Annotated in this window: 12 protein-coding genes and 1 other annotated feature; of the genes, 11 read left to right on the top strand and 1 reads right to left on the bottom strand. The window is 32.0% G+C overall.

Translation table 11 applies throughout. From position 1 onward, the window contains the following. The first annotated feature begins 473 nt into the window (after positions 1-473). From KVH43_RS04320 to KVH43_RS04300, 5 genes are all read left to right on the top strand, one after another. Positions 474-1,691: a transposase gene (locus KVH43_RS04320; protein ID WP_218283643.1), complete on the top strand. Its 1,218-nt coding sequence runs from the start codon at positions 474-476 to the stop codon at positions 1,689-1,691. 301 nt (positions 1,692-1,992) lie between these two features. Continuing rightward, a complete protein-coding gene (locus KVH43_RS04315) occupies positions 1,993-3,297 on the top strand; it encodes a sensor histidine kinase (protein WP_218283642.1) in 1,305 nt (434 codons plus the stop codon). Then, positions 3,272-4,075, top strand: a complete 804-nt coding sequence (locus KVH43_RS04310; protein WP_218283641.1) for a response regulator — start codon at positions 3,272-3,274, stop codon at positions 4,073-4,075. Before KVH43_RS04315 ends, KVH43_RS04310 begins: the two co-directional genes overlap by 26 nt. Before the next feature lie 109 nt (positions 4,076-4,184). Beyond that, positions 4,185-5,705: a Na+/H+ antiporter NhaC gene (gene nhaC, locus KVH43_RS04305; RefSeq protein ID WP_218283640.1), complete on the top strand. Its 1,521-nt coding sequence runs from the start codon at positions 4,185-4,187 to the stop codon at positions 5,703-5,705. A gap of 34 nt (positions 5,706-5,739) precedes the next feature. Next, positions 5,740-6,153 carry a hypothetical protein gene (locus KVH43_RS04300; RefSeq protein WP_218283639.1) on the top strand — a complete coding sequence of 138 codons (414 nt, stop codon included), beginning with the start codon at positions 5,740-5,742 and terminating at the stop codon, positions 6,151-6,153. 543 nt (positions 6,154-6,696) lie between these two features. On the opposite strand, the gene KVH43_RS04295 is transcribed toward KVH43_RS04300, so the two are convergent. Further along, positions 6,697-7,838, bottom strand: a protein-coding gene (locus KVH43_RS04295; RefSeq protein ID WP_420829648.1) for an IS3 family transposase whose coding sequence is annotated in 2 segments (ribosomal slippage) — positions 6,697-7,598 and positions 7,598-7,838 — 1,143 coding nt in all. Because the reading frame shifts where the segments join, the coding sequence is not laid out codon by codon here. 526 nt (positions 7,839-8,364) lie between these two features. Between KVH43_RS04295 and KVH43_RS04290 the strand changes: the two genes are divergently transcribed. From KVH43_RS04290 to KVH43_RS04265, 6 genes are all read left to right on the top strand, one after another. Beyond that, complete coding sequence (locus KVH43_RS04290; RefSeq protein ID WP_255547807.1) at positions 8,365-8,661, top strand: response regulator; 297 nt, start codon at positions 8,365-8,367, stop codon at positions 8,659-8,661. A gap of 144 nt (positions 8,662-8,805) precedes the next feature. Then, positions 8,806-9,019 (top strand) — a binding site (T-box leader). A 48-nt stretch (positions 9,020-9,067) separates the two neighbouring features. Next, positions 9,068-10,345 (top strand): serine--tRNA ligase, encoded by a 1,278-nt coding sequence (gene serS, locus KVH43_RS04285; RefSeq protein WP_218283636.1) that lies wholly within the window; start codon positions 9,068-9,070, stop codon positions 10,343-10,345. Positions 10,346-10,486: 141 nt separating this feature from the next. After that, complete coding sequence (locus tag KVH43_RS04280) at positions 10,487-11,593, top strand: HD-GYP domain-containing protein (RefSeq protein WP_218283635.1); 1,107 nt, start codon at positions 10,487-10,489, stop codon at positions 11,591-11,593. Between the two features lie 216 nt (positions 11,594-11,809). After that, positions 11,810-12,412 (top strand): IS607 family transposase, encoded by a 603-nt coding sequence (locus tag KVH43_RS04275; protein WP_218283634.1) that lies wholly within the window; start codon positions 11,810-11,812, stop codon positions 12,410-12,412. Continuing rightward, the gene (locus KVH43_RS04270; RefSeq protein ID WP_218284071.1) at positions 12,405-13,601 is read left to right on the top strand and encodes an RNA-guided endonuclease InsQ/TnpB family protein; all 1,197 of its coding nucleotides are present in this window, start codon (positions 12,405-12,407) and stop codon (positions 13,599-13,601) included. Before KVH43_RS04275 ends, KVH43_RS04270 begins: the two co-directional genes overlap by 8 nt. Before the next feature lie 187 nt (positions 13,602-13,788). Then, positions 13,789-14,706 (top strand): DMT family transporter, encoded by a 918-nt coding sequence (locus KVH43_RS04265; protein ID WP_255547806.1) that lies wholly within the window; start codon positions 13,789-13,791, stop codon positions 14,704-14,706. Positions 14,707-14,891 lie beyond the last annotated feature (185 nt).

Genomic DNA, 14,891 nt, shown 5'->3' with positions numbered 1-14,891 from the left:
TAGAAAGTCTTAAATCAGAGCTTTCCAGACTTTCGCTAACAATCACCGACTGCTGGAAGTCTTATTTTTTATCTTTTGATAGCAGCTCTAGTCTAAAGTGGAGATCAGAAACTGTGAAGAAGATATTGCAGAACGAAAAATATAAGACTGCACGACAAGTTAAAGTCCAATAACTACTCGAAATTAGTTGTTGTAAATGTGGCAGATAGATGGAGAAAAAGATTACGCTCAACATAATCGGAAGTATGAAAATGCTATTTAAGAAGTTTGAAAGTAACATCAGATACAGACTCCACATGTGCATATTGATTAATTAAGTAAAAATGATATAGTAATATTATAAATGAGCAAATTTCATAATTTCTAAGTGTTGATTTTACTAAATATTTTTGAATACAAAAATGGGTTTCACCCCACAGTGTCGAATATACTAAGTGACCAAACCTAATACCCGAAGGGAGCGAAACCACTTAATGTATATTCGACAAACAACCTTATTTTCCTTTGAAGAAATTATTAGTTTTCAACAAGAAACAAAATTAGAAATGATTTTCTCACAATTAGATATTTCTACTTTAGCTAGCAGCATTAGAAAATCAAGTTCTGAAAAAGGTCCGAAAGGCTATGATCCTGTATGTTTAATATACTCTTTGCTTGCAATGCAAGTTGAAAGAATCCCAACTATAAAAGATTTGGTTCTAAAACTTAAAGAAAATCCAATTTTAAGATATTCTTGTGGCTTTGAAGTTTTAGGAAAAACACCATCAGAATCAACTTTCAGTAGATTTTTAGAAAAATTAGCTGAATCAAACGAATTAGAGACCTTATTTCATGATTTAGTTATTAAAGCTAAAGAACAAGATATCATTGATGGAAATAATGTATCTATTGATTCAACTAAACTAAATTGCTATGAAGCTGCGGTTCCTAAATCAAAAATTATCGATGATGGAACACATCCTAACTGGGGTATGAAGCGAGATACAAACGGTAATAACATACGATGGTTTGGCTGGAAATTGCATATTCTATGTGACTGTAAAAGCGAGTTACCGTTAGATATAAAAATTACTCCAGCTAGTGTACATGATGGAACAGTTGCAATACCATTGATTAAACAATTTAAGAATCACTACAAAAACCACTTTAATACAACTTATTATTCAATGGATTCTGGATATGATTATGACTATATTTATAACGATATAGTTAATAAATTTCAAGGGATTCCAATCATTGCATACAATCCTAGAGGAAGCTACGCTCCACCAGAAGGATTAGATGAAGATTTTGATCCTATCTACTCTGCAGGATATAAACTAGTTTATTGGAGAAAAGATAGTGATTATATAAAATTTAGATGCCCTCATGCTGTAGGCAGATGCAATTGCCCTCATGGAATGACTTGGTGTTCTAATTCAAATTATGGATACACACTAAAACTCAATTACAAAGAAAATCCTAGACTTAATGGATATCCATTAAGATCCAGTAAACAATGGCAGAAACAGTATAATAGCAGAACATCTGTTGAAAGATGCAATAGTAGGCTTAAGGAGTATCTAAATACTGATAACATAAGATCTAAGGGTATTAAAAAAGCAAAAATGCATGCATTATTAAATTGCATAGTATTAATCTCAGGAACAATTGCATTAAATATAAAAAATCAGATTAAGAAAGTTGCCTAATAAGGTAACATAATAATAGAATTTATGGAGGAAAATATTGCTTAGCAAATTACAATTTGAATAGGATTTTAAATTAGCTCGAAAACGAGCCTTTGCTATCATGTTGTTTCAATTTCTATTTTGAAAATGCTAATTATGCAATTTCCTCAAGTAAAAATAAAATTCTTAGTGTTAGTTATTGTATGCTTATATGGAAGTGAAAAAATGACATATCCATTTTGCGAAAAGTCGCTAAAGCTCACTTGATTTGAAATGAGGCTAGGCAGTTTAAAGTGTTTTTAAATAGTATGAGGTGAAGTACGTGAAAGAGACATATTTGCAAAATTATCTTGTTGAAAACTATATACTTATTGCAATGGTAGTGGGGATATATTTTGTTGTTTTCATGAAATCCGCAGTAGATATATTTATAAAAAAACGAATGGTTATAAATATGACACTGCTTTTGATTCTGTCTATAGCGGAGTTCTATATGAATTATCTTAAGGAGCAAGCTATGGTGGGATTGCCGCTCATCATAACAGGTATAACCTATTACTCTCTAAAACCTTTGGTTATGGCTACAATCATAAATATGGTGAAACCAAAAAATAAATTAATCTATGTTCCCGCCATAGTGAATTTCCTTTTTTACTGTGGTGCATTTTTTAAAAATAATGTATTTTATTTTGGATCCGATGGAAGCCTTGAACTTGGACTTGTGGGATATACCTTTATTGTTACGGACTGGGTATATTGGGTTATATTCCTTCTTATATTGAATATGGAATTTTATAAAAAAACAGATGTAAATCCTCTTGGAGTCTTCTTCTGTATAGCTTGGCTGATGACTGCAAATATTATGGAATCAATAGGGGTACGAGCGGGAATATTGAACGAAACTTATGCTGTAGCATTTTTGTTTTATTACCTTGTAATACATGTATATATATCACAGCAGGTAAATGAGGAAAAGGAAATAAAGCTGAGGGAACAAAGAGTATCATTGATGCTTTCACAGATACAGCCTCACTTCTTATACAATACATTAAATACTATCACTGCACTTTGCCGAGCAAATCCGAAGCTTGCAGAGGAAACTACTATAAAATTTTCCAGATATCTTAGGGAAAATATGTATAGCATGGGCGAAAATGACACACATCCTTTTTCTCAGGAGCTGGAGTATACAAATATTTATCTTGATATAGAAAAACTGAGATTTGGGGATCGGGTAAAGGTAGAATATGATATAAAATCAGATGATTTTAATATGCCAAGACTGACGTTGCAGCCAATTGTGGAAAATGCAGTCAAGCACGGAATATGCAAAAAGCTTGAGGGAGGAACAATAAAGATTTCTACAGAAAAGCAGGGAAGGGATCACATCATAATAATTGAAGATAATGGAATAGGCTTTGAAATAGACAAGGCATTAAATGATGGAAAGCCTCATGTTGGCATACATAATGTAAATGAACGGCTAAAAAGTATGGTTAAAGCAAAAATGGAAATTACAAGTCTTATAGGAATTGGAACAACTGTAAAAATTATTATTCCGGGAGAAAGAAAAAATGTAAGACTGGAGAGTGGTGAACGACGTGAAATACTTAGTATTGGACGATGAGATAATTGCAGCAGAGTATCTTGTAGCATTAATATGTGAAGTTGATGAAAAAGCAGAAATTGTAATGGCAAATAATCCTGTTCAGTCACTGGAGCTTGCCAAGCAGCAGCAGTTTCATGTGTGCTTCATTGATATACAAATGCCGGGATTAAATGGGATAGAGTTTGCCAACAAGCTTAAAAAATTGTACCCTAAGACCAATTTCATATTTGTGACTGGTTATTCGGATCATATGGGAGAGGCATTTAAATTGGATGCCAGTGATTATATCATGAAGCCAGCAAATGTGGAGCAGATACGTCATGCACTTGAAAATCTTAGATATTCATCTCAGGAGAATCCAGTAGGGGAAGAGGAACGGAGGATACAGATAACCTGCTTTGGAAATTTTGAGATACGTATAGATGGAAAACCTGTAAAATTTAAATTTGAAAAGACAAAGGAGCTTCTGGCATATCTTGTTCACAGAAAGGGCACAAGATGTACTTCAAAGGAAGTAATTGCAACTCTATGGGAGGAAGATGGTCATGATTCGTACTACAGGATGCTGAAAAAAGATTTGCAGGATGTGATGAACCAGCTTGGATGTGGAAAAATAATATATAGTGCAAGAGGCCAGATTGGACTGTCAAACTTAGAATGTATCCAGTGCGACTACTTTAAATGGGTAGAAAACAGTGTAGAGGGCAGAAAGCTTTATCATGGCGAATATATGGCTCAGTATTCTTGGGCTGAAGAGATTAATGCTTTCATCGAAAGGGAGAAATATGAAAAATAAATATTAAAAAAATTGACTAATATTCATATTTATTGACACTTCCTTGACGCAGAGAATATTATGATGGAATTGTAATTTGATAAATCATTATATTTTCGGAGGTGTTTTTATGAGTGAAAAAAACAAGATAGTCAGATTGCCTAACAAAGTGGAAGCTCTTATTCCAATTCTTTTTCTTCTGATAGTAATGATCACAAATTATGCACTTGGCTGGGGAATGGATCCTCATATTCCTGTAACTCTTGCATGTGCAGTTGCCATGATTATTGGAAAACTGTGCGGCTATAACTACAAAGAAATGCTTGCTGCAGGTCTGGAAGCTGTTAATCAGTCCCTTGAAGCAATAATTATCATTCTTCTTGTGGGATGCCTGATTGGTTCATTTACTGCATGTGGAACTATCCCGGCGGTAGTCTATTATGGGTTGAAGCTATTTACACCGGATGTATTCCTTCCATTTGTAACAGTTCTTTGTGCAGTTGTAGGTGTTGCACTTGGATCAGCATGGACAGTCACAGCAACTCTTGGTATTGCATTTATGGCTATAGGTACAACAATGGGACTAAATCCAGCACTTATTGCAGGTGCTATTCTTTCAGGCGCATGTTGTGGCGATAAATTCTCACCACTTTCAGACTCAACAAATCTGGCTGCTGGTTCTGCACAAACTGGACTTTTTGATCATGTAGCAGCTATGGTAACTACAACTTTCCCAAGTGTAGTTATTGCAACATGTATATATGCATTTTTCTCACTTTCAGAGGTTCAGAACTATGACCCTACTCTTGCAAATGAGTTATCAGCTTCAATCATTCACCACTATACATATATGAGTCCAATTCTTCTTATTCCTATTTTACTGATTATAGTAGTAGCAGTAATAAAGATGCCAGCTATTCCTTCAGTTGTACTTCTTTCCTTGATAGGATGTGTATTTGCTTTAATTTTCCAGGGTGCCGGAATCTCTGACTGCATCGAAATGTTACACTATGGATATGCAGCTGAATCAGAAAACGCACTGTTTACAAAGCTTGTAAATAGAGGTGGTATGGATAGTATGCTTTGGACTAACAATCTTGTAATAGTTGCGGTTGCTTTTGGTGGTATACTTCAGAAGATTGGTTCAGTAGAATCACTTCTTGGTGGACTTATCAAGAAGGTTAAGACTCCATTCCAGTTAGTTGTTGTTACCATTACGACTTCAATGTTCTGTATCACAACTATGTGCGACCAGTACTTAGGATTAATCATTCCTTCATCAATGTATAAGAATAACTTTGACGAAATGGGTCTTGGTAGGAACATGCTGTCAAGAACACTTGAAGACGGTGGTACTTTATGGTCACCACTTATCCCTTGGTCATCTTGCGGTGCATACCACTCAGCAGTACTTGGAGTTCCAACACTGTCATACTTGCCATTTTGCTTCATGAATATTATCAACCCTATTTATGCTATTGTTACTGCAAGTTGGGGTGGAAATATTTTATATGCTGATGGATCAAGAACTAATATGTTTGGTAAGCTAAAAAAGGGTCATGGACCTGCTGGTGCACCTGAAGAAGCACATAAAAAGGCGATGAAGGCTCTTGCAGAAAGAAGAACTGCTGGATTATGTAAGAACGTATAGAAACAAATATAGCTAATATAAGAGAGGAGATACTATGGAATATTACGGAATCATTCCGGAACGAAAACTGTGGGTAAAGGTGGCAGTTATCATCTTTGGAGCTTATGTTGTTTATAACGCAGCTGTAAATCATAACTGGTTTTACCTACCATTTGGAATTATCATGATTCTTGCCACTTTTTCTGACAGAAAACATGTGATTTCACAAGAAGGAGTGGATATTCTGTACACTGTCTGTGGAGTCCAGTTTCATAATATGTGGGACTGGACCGAAATAAACACAATTCATACAGATTCAATCAAATCCAGACCAAATGTGGAGCTGCATATTGGTAAGGATGTGGTATCTAGAAGGTTTATTTTATCAGTGGATGATGCCGGAGAAGCAATAGATATTGCAGGCAGAATGAATTCAAAGATTTATATCGCAGAAGTGAATCACAAATAGTAAATAATCAAATTCTATAATTTTAAAAGTGCCTGGAGCTTTGGACATCAGGCACTTTTGATTGTTGCAAATTTAAATGGCCTATATCAAAGGAAGAAGCTCTTAAAGTAAGCAAAGAAGAATTACGATGGATTGTGAAATTAATACATTTAAAAGATTAGCCGTAAAAATAAAGAAGACGTATCCAAGCCATCAAGTTCGTAGAAAGTAATAGTTTAGGAGAATACGAATTTATATATGGAAAAGATGAAAAAACAGGTAGAAATAAAATCATAGATATTTCTTTGAATGGGAATTATGTAAATGGTTTTGATATGAAATTTGAATCTGTTAAAGAGACAGGGAAATAAAGATATATATAGGAAATACTATTTTAAGGATTAATTTTTAAAGCAGATAAGATGAAAGCTATCTCAATTAAAGAGGTAGCTTTTTTACGTGGGTATCAACTCAGTTGGTTTACCGACAGCAACAGGGAAAGATTTAAACTATTTTTCATTATGTGGATCTATGTCAATATTTTGGACAACAAAAAGTTAGTTTTTAACATACAATTTTAGCCTCATCTTCTACTTGTTGAGGGGTTTTATATTTTAATGATCCATGAATACGACTTCTATTGTACCAACTTTCAATGTATTCAAATATAGCTAATTTAGCGGTATAAAAATCTATATATTTTACATGATGAATTTCTTCTTTTTTTAATACAGAATGGAATGATTCAATAGTAGCATTGTCATAAGGACACCCTTTACGACTAAAGGAATGCTGTATCCCCTTAGATTTAAGGTACCTCCCAAATTCCATGCTTGTATATTGCGAGCCTAAATCGGAATGCAATACAAGTGTATCTGTAGGGTTTTGTGAAATATAAGCATTCTTTACAGCCTGTAAGGCTACATTTACAGTCATAGCAGTATCAAATGAATACCCTATTATTTTACGAGAATGAAGATCCATAACAGATGCAAGATAGCACCATCCATCTTTTATCGTATGTATATAAGTGATATCCGTTACCCATTTTTGATTAAGTGCAGTGGTTTGAAAATCACGATTAAGTAGATTAGGATATTCTATGACTTTCTGTTTTGTTGAATAAGGTCTATACTTTTTGACTGTAATAGCATAAATACCAAGCTTTCGCATTATTCTCTGTACTCTTTTTATGCTAACTGTGTATCCTTTTTTTAAAAGCATATGATATATTTTAGGAGCACCATATCTTCTTTTAGATTGAGTATAGATGTTATAAATTGTTTCTTTTAGTTCTTTATTTTCAAGTTCTCGATTAGAAGGTGTATGACAAAGTGCATTATAATAAGAGCTACGAGAAACTTCTAGTATTTTGCACATAGCTTGTATAGAATGTTTATCAGACTGCTCTGTAATAACTTTAAATAATTGATCGTCATTTATGCTTTGGCGAATATGGTGATAGCCTTTTTTAAGATAGTATTCTCCTCCTGAAGGCGTGCAATTTGTTTTTTTAATTCTGCTACATCATTTAATGTAGTAGTTTTTCCATCTGATGTAGATATAGGAGAAAATCTTTTAATCCATTTATATATAGTGACATCTGAAACACCATATTCGCTGCTTAATTCTTTTACAGAACGATCAGAATAATAAAGATCTACAATTGTCTTTTTAAAATCTTGATTGAATTTTTTATTGTTCATTATGGACACATCCTCTCAGTTATTATTTTATATATTTAACCAATTTGTGTCCATAAAACTATACTAACACCATAAGATATTTACGTCTTGGGTATTTACTCAATAAGTAAATCTCAAACTGAATAGTTAATGCTGAAGTCTCGGGTATTTACTCGACAGATAAGCATTGGAATAACTAATATTGCCCTTGGTTGTTATACTAAGCACAATATTAGTTTTTTTTTATTTAAACAATACTACATTATGTATATAATATAAATAACGAAAGAGAAAGTAATGTATTTAGTTAATAAGGGTGAACCGTATCATAAATAAGCAAATATGCCGTATCATTACGCAACCTCCACCATATGAGGATAAAAAACGAATGAGGTTTAGGAAAAAGTAGTTAGGTGTTTTTGTAATGCGAAAGTTGAGTAATTAAATGAATGACTTAAATATATTTTATGTAATAATGTTAAATTGTGTGTGGTATCATAGATAGTATTAAAAATAGCACTAGAAAGAAATAGATTTTAATGATGTAGTGGGGAGTATGAAACGTATAGAGCCGGACTTAATTATTTTGGATATCCATCTTCCTAAATTTGATGGTATTTACTACCTAAGATTGATTAGAAAAAAATATAATCTTCCAATTATAATTTTATCTGCAAGAAGTGAGGAAAGTGAACAAATAAGAGGAATTGAACTTGGAGCAGACGATTATATTACAAAGCCTTTTAGTATGGGGATTCTTTTTGCGAAAATAAATGCTATATTTCGTAGAAAGATACAATCATCTATATTAGAGGAAATAAATATTGGTAATCTTGTATTGTAGGACGATAGCTGTTACCAGTGGATATTTAAGCTTTTTGGGTATACAAGAAAATGTTATAAATGTGAAAATAGATAAAAAATAATGAATAAAATCATAAAAACATTGAAAAGCTATATGTAATATGTTAAAATATCCTAAAAAATAGGAAAGACAATGAAGGGAATTAGTAAATAATAAAATTTCTTTAGAGAGTCGGTGGTTGGTGAAAACCGATGAAATTTGTTATTGAATCCATCCTGAAGTCGCAGGCTGAAATTGTAGTAGGTTTTGTCGGGAGCGACCGTTATATCGCAGTAGAGAGGACTTAATTTTAGCCAATAAGGGTGGCAACGCGGGAGAATAACCTCTCGTCCCTAGACAGGGATGAGGGGTTTTTATTTTTGAAAATAAAAGAGGAGGTTTAAAAATGTTAGATATCAAAAGGATAAGAACGAATTTTGATGAAGTAAAAGAGCTTGTTGAAAGAAGAGGAAAAGGAGATTTTGGATTAAATCAGGTGGTTGTATTAGATGAAAAAAGGAGAAAAATTCTACAAGAAGTAGAACAAATGAAAAATAAGCAAAATACCGTATCAAAGGAAATTCCAAAGCTTAAAAGAGAAGGTAAGGATGCTTCAATGGTACTTGCAGAAATGAAAACATTATCTTTAAAGATAAAAGAACTAGATGAGAATGTAAAAAACGTTGAAGAGGAAATAAAAAATATTCTTTTAGGTATTCCAAATACTCCTCAAAAAGATGTTCCTATAGGAAATAGCGATGAGGACAATGTAGAGGTGAAAAAATGGGGAGAGCCTACAAAATTTGATTTTGAACATAAAGCCCATTGGGATATCGGTACAGATTTAGGGATATTAGATTTTGAAAGAGCAGGAAAAATTACAGGAGCAAGATTTACTGTATATAAAGGTCTTGGTGCAAGATTAGAAAGAGCTGTGATTAACTTTATGTTGGATTTACATACAACAGAGCATGGTTTTACAGAAATTCTTCCGCCATTTATGGTAAATAGAGACAGTATGACGGGAACAGGACAGCTTCCAAAATTCGAAGATGATATGTTCCATATTCCAAGTAAGGACTTTTTCTTGATTCCTACAGCTGAGGTACCTATAACAAATCTTTACATGAATGAAATATTAGAAGGAGAAACACTACCTATTTATCATACAGCTTATACTCCATGCTTTAGAAAAGAAGCTGGTTCTGCAGGAAGAGATACAAGAGGGCTGATTCGTCAACATCAATTTAACAAAGTAGAATTAGTTAAATTTGTAAAACCTGAAGAATCAGATACAGAATTAGAAAAGTTACTTTTATCAGCAGAAGAAGTATTAAAGAGATTAAATATTCCTTATAGAGTAGTTAAACTATGTACAGGAGATCTGGGATTTAGTTCAGCTTGTACTTATGATATAGAGGTATGGATGCCAAGCTATGACCGTTATTTAGAAATATCTTCTTGCAGTAACTTTGAAGATTTCCAAGCAAGACGTGCAAATATCAGATTCAGACCAGAGCCTAAAGGAAAGGTAGGATATGTTCATACACTTAATGGATCAGGTTTAGCTGTAGGTAGAACAGTTGCTGCAATACTTGAAAATTATCAGCAAGAAGATGGTTCTGTAGTGATTCCAGAGGTTTTAAGACCTTATATGGGAGGAATTGAAAAAATTACAAAATAAGCTTTTAGAGGCTCAGATAGAGCCTCTTTTTTAAAAAATATATAAATGTCGTTTTATAGGGAAATTAGCCATTTGATTTTCTAGATATATTTTGATAAATTAATTATAAATAATGAAATACCCAACTGAGGGGGAGCCTATATGCGATTAGTTCCAATAAATGCAGCAAAAGAGAGCACATTTTTGGCTCAAACTATATATGATGATAAAGGTCGTATTTTATTGGCAAAGGGTGTAAAGCTTACGAATAGTCTATTAAATAGAATAAAAGAGCATGGTTTTTATTGTATTTATATTATTGATGAGTATAGTCAAGGTGAGTTAGATGATATTATAAAGCCTCAAATAAGACAAAAGGCTATTGCTACTGTTAGAGCTACCCTTAATACCTGTGTAAATCTAGAGGATGATAAATTAAATAAATTTGAAAGAAAAAAAATAGAGAAACGGTCACAGCAGGAGTTAGATCAAATTCAGCAATTGGCAAAATTAATTGTTGATGATATTTTTACCCAAAGAGATATTATGATAAATCTCGTGGATATTAAAAGTTCAGATAATTATACATATAATCATAGTGTAAATTCAGCAATTATGGCACTAGTCTTAGGTATTGGTTATGGATTAAATAGAAATGAGCTTTATGATTTGACAATGGGGGTGATGGTTCATGATATTGGAAAAATGTTCATACCCCAAGAGATTCTCAACAAACAAGGAAAATTAGATGATAATGAATTTAAAATAGTAAAAGAACATGTAACAAGAGGCTTTAACTATTTAAGAGAAAATACAAATATGAGTACAAAGGTACGAATCATTTCACTACAGCATCATGAAAAGGTAGATGGCAGTGGGTATCCTTATGGCTTAAAGGATGTACAAATTTATAAATTGTCAAAAATAGCAGCTGTTGCAGAAGTATATGATGCACTTACATCAGGAAGACCTTATAGAGATCCATTACCTCCTAATGAAGCAGTAGAATATATTATGGGTTCAGGTGGAAGACACTTTAATATGGATATGGTAAAAGCTTTTGTAAAAAATGTAAATCCTTATCCAATCGGAACTATTGTATATTTGAGTAATAATAGCATAGCTGTAGTAGAAGAAATAAATAGTGAATATATATTAAGACCTATTGTTAGGGTTATTAAGCAGGATGGTAGGATTGTGGAACCTTTTATGTGTGATTTAAAAAGAGAAAGTAATATAGTTATAAAAGGAATATGTTATGAAGTATAAAGAGTATCTAAAATTAGGTGCTCTTATTTTTTTATAATCAAATATAGCTTGACGGAAAAATTAATTCGTGAGACGCTAAATACAGAAATTGTTTCGTATTACATATTATTACAAAATAAGGAGGTAAATTAACAGCCAAAAGATATTTATAAATTTTTATAAAAATCTTGTAATTTTTTATAGTTTTATACTATAATTAATTATGAGGTGGTTAATATGAAATATTATAGCATAGGCGAGTTTGCTAAATTAATTGGAAAAACTCAGCAAACACTGAGAAACTGGGATAATAGTGGTAAATTAAAACCTGCTTATGTTACTGATGGTGGACATAGAATGTACAGTAAAGAACAATTAAATACTATGTTAGGGATAAATCCTAAAAACAAGATAACTATAGGATATTGCAGAGTTAGTAGCAATAAGCAAAAAGATGATTTAGAAAGACAAGTTAAATATGTAAAAGAGTATATGATAGCAAAAGGCTATCAGTTTGAGATAATAACTGATATTGGTAGTGGAATAAACTACGATAAAAAAGGCTTAAATAAATTAATAGACATGATAACTAATAGAGAAGTAGATAAGATAGTAGTTTTATACAAAGATAGATTAGTTAGATTTGGATTTGAACTCATTGAAAATCTATGTAAAAAATATGGTACTACAATAGAAATTATAGATAATACCCCTGAAACTGATGAGCAAGAGTTAGTTGAAGATATGATACAAATTGTAACAGTATTTAGTGCTAAACTGCAAGGTAAAATAGCTAACAAAGCTAAGAAAATGATAAGAGAGTTGAGAAATGATGATTAGGACATATAAAGTAATGTTAAAACCTAACAACAAGCAAAGAACTAAACTCTTTGAGTGTGCAGGGGTATCGAGATGGGCATATAATTGGACTTTAGGTAGACAAAAAGAAAATTATAAAAATGGTGGTAAATTCTTAAATGATAGCGTTTTAAGGAAAGAACTAACACAGCTAAAGAAAACAGAAGAATATAAATGGCTTAATGAGTATTCTAACAATATCACAAAACAAGCTATTAAAGATGCTTGTAACTCTTATAAAAGATTTTTCAATGGATATAGTAAATTTCCAAAGTTTAAGTCTAAAAAAAGAACTAAACCTAGCTTTTATCAAGATATAGAGAAGATAAAATTTACAGATACTCATGTTAAACTAGAAAAGTTAATTACAAGTAAAAAGAAAAATAGACAAAAATTAAATTGGATTAAGTTGGGTGAAAAAGATAGGATACCGACAGGTGAAAACATTAAATATATTAATCCAAGGATAACTTTTGATGGTCTTAACTGGTGGATTAGTGTTGGCATTGAAGAAGAAATTGAAATAAAAGATAAAGAAACAGAGCCTATAGGAATCGACTTAGGTGTAAAAGATTTAGCAATAATTAGTAGTGGTGATAAGTATAAGAATATTAACAAATCACTAAAAATGAAGAAGTTAATTAAGAAATATAAAAGACTTCAAAGACAAATTTCAAGAAAATATGAAATGAATAAAACAAAAATAGAAGGAGGTGAAAACCGTTACAAATACCACAAAACTAAAAATATTATAAAAGCTGAAAATAAACTAAGAAAGCTTTATAGGAAAATTAAAGGATTAAGGGACAATTACATTCATCATATAACAACATCTTTGGTGAAAGCCAAGCCAAAGTATATTGTTATTGAAGATTTGAATGTAAGTGGTATGCTTAAAAATAGAAAACTATCAAAAGCTATACAGAAACAATCTTTAAGGGAATTCAGAAGGCAACTTGAATATAAATGTAATTGGTATAATGTTGAGCTAATCATTGCAGATAGATATTTCCCTTCTAGCAAATTGTGTAGTAAATGTGGTCAGATTAATGAGGATTTAAAGTTGTCTGATAGAATATACAAATGTGATTGTGGAAATGCAATTGATAGAGATTATAATGCAAGCCTTAACCTTAGAGATTATCCTAAATATGATAAATCAGTAGCTTAATCACTTAAAAAGATACTACTGATATGTACCCATTCGTTAGTGGGGAATTTACGCCTTTTGAGAGTCATATCAAACAGGAGTAGCTTAGGCAAAATTGGACTCTATGAACAAGGAATAAAGCATTAAACTTATAAATCTTTAGTTTATTTATAAGTTTTTGTAGGTATTTTGTAACGGGGAAGAAATGGTGGGTTTATCAAATGCAAAAAAGAAAAAAACGAGCTTATATGCAGATCTTTCGTTACTTTTAGTAGCAATGATTTGGGGTGGAGGATTTATAGCAATGAAAGATACTTTAGATATTCTTACGCCTTTTTATATGAATGCTTTGCGTTTTAGTATAGCTTCTATTACCTTAGCCATTATATTTTGGAAAAGAACAATAAAAATTACTAAAAAGGATTTAAAATATGGATTTGTTGTAGGAATATTTTTGTGGATTGCATTTATTACCCAAACGATAGGATTACAATATACAACTGTTAGCAAATCAGCTTTTTTAACAGGAACAAATGTAGTCATTGTACCATTTTTAGTTTGGATAATAACGAAAAAGCATCCTGATTGGTATGCATTAATAGGAGCGTTTTTATGTGCTTTAGGAATAGGACTTCTAACATTACAAGAAAGTTTAAGTATAGGTATAGGAGATAGCCTTACACTTGCTTGTGCAGTGTTTTTTGCAGCTCATATTACTTCTGTAGGATATTTTGCAGAGGGAATGGACCCTATTAATCTTGCTACTATACAGATGGGAGCAACAGCGATACTAAGCATTATTGGTGCAGTAATCCTTGAGCCTGTACCAAAGTTTTCGGGGAATGCAGTTGATTTAATGATTTCCCTTAGTTATATGACTTTTGTATCTACTATGGGTGCATTTTTAATTCAAAATGTAGCACAGAAATATACTGTGTCTACTCATGCAGCTATTATTTTATCATTAGAGTCTGTATTTGGAACGATTTTTGGGGTAATCTTTATGAGCGACATTTTAAATGAACGGATGATTATAGGTTGTATACTGATCTTTTGTGCGATTATTATTGCAGAAACGAAGCTAAGCTTTTTATTTTCACAAAAGAAAACAAAAGAAGCATCCTGATTGTAAATTATAATTGTATTTCCTTTCATTAGTTCTAGCCTCTTCCTTTTGAATTGTTTCAGAAGATACTGTACCCGTAATATCCCCTACTCCACAAACCTCTAACGAAGTTACCGCTTTATAGTTGTATTGAACCATAAATGATAATATAGTATGATAATGATAAAGTTTCGTTAAAAGGTATA

The sequence above is a fragment of the Crassaminicella indica genome, from assembly GCF_019203185.1.
GTDB classification, from domain to species: Bacteria; Bacillota; Clostridia; order Peptostreptococcales; family Thermotaleaceae; genus Crassaminicella; species Crassaminicella indica.
This window is presented reverse-complemented; position numbering and strand designations above follow the sequence as displayed.

Excerpts from the sequence above, each read along its gene's own strand:
- nhaC (WP_218283640.1), top strand. The coding sequence starts at position 4,185 with ATGAGTGAAAAAAACAAGATAGTCAGATTGCCTAACAAAGTGGAAGCT.
- KVH43_RS04280 (WP_218283635.1), top strand. The coding sequence starts at position 10,487 with ATGCGATTAGTTCCAATAAATGCAGCAAAAGAGAGCACATTTTTGGCT.
- KVH43_RS04320 (WP_218283643.1), top strand. The coding sequence starts at position 474 with ATGTATATTCGACAAACAACCTTATTTTCCTTTGAAGAAATTATTAGT.
- KVH43_RS04300 (WP_218283639.1), top strand. The coding sequence starts at position 5,740 with ATGGAATATTACGGAATCATTCCGGAACGAAAACTGTGGGTAAAGGTG.
- KVH43_RS04270 (WP_218284071.1), top strand. The coding sequence starts at position 12,405 with ATGATTAGGACATATAAAGTAATGTTAAAACCTAACAACAAGCAAAGA.
- serS (WP_218283636.1), top strand. The coding sequence starts at position 9,068 with ATGTTAGATATCAAAAGGATAAGAACGAATTTTGATGAAGTAAAAGAG.
- KVH43_RS04275 (WP_218283634.1), top strand. The coding sequence starts at position 11,810 with ATGAAATATTATAGCATAGGCGAGTTTGCTAAATTAATTGGAAAAACT.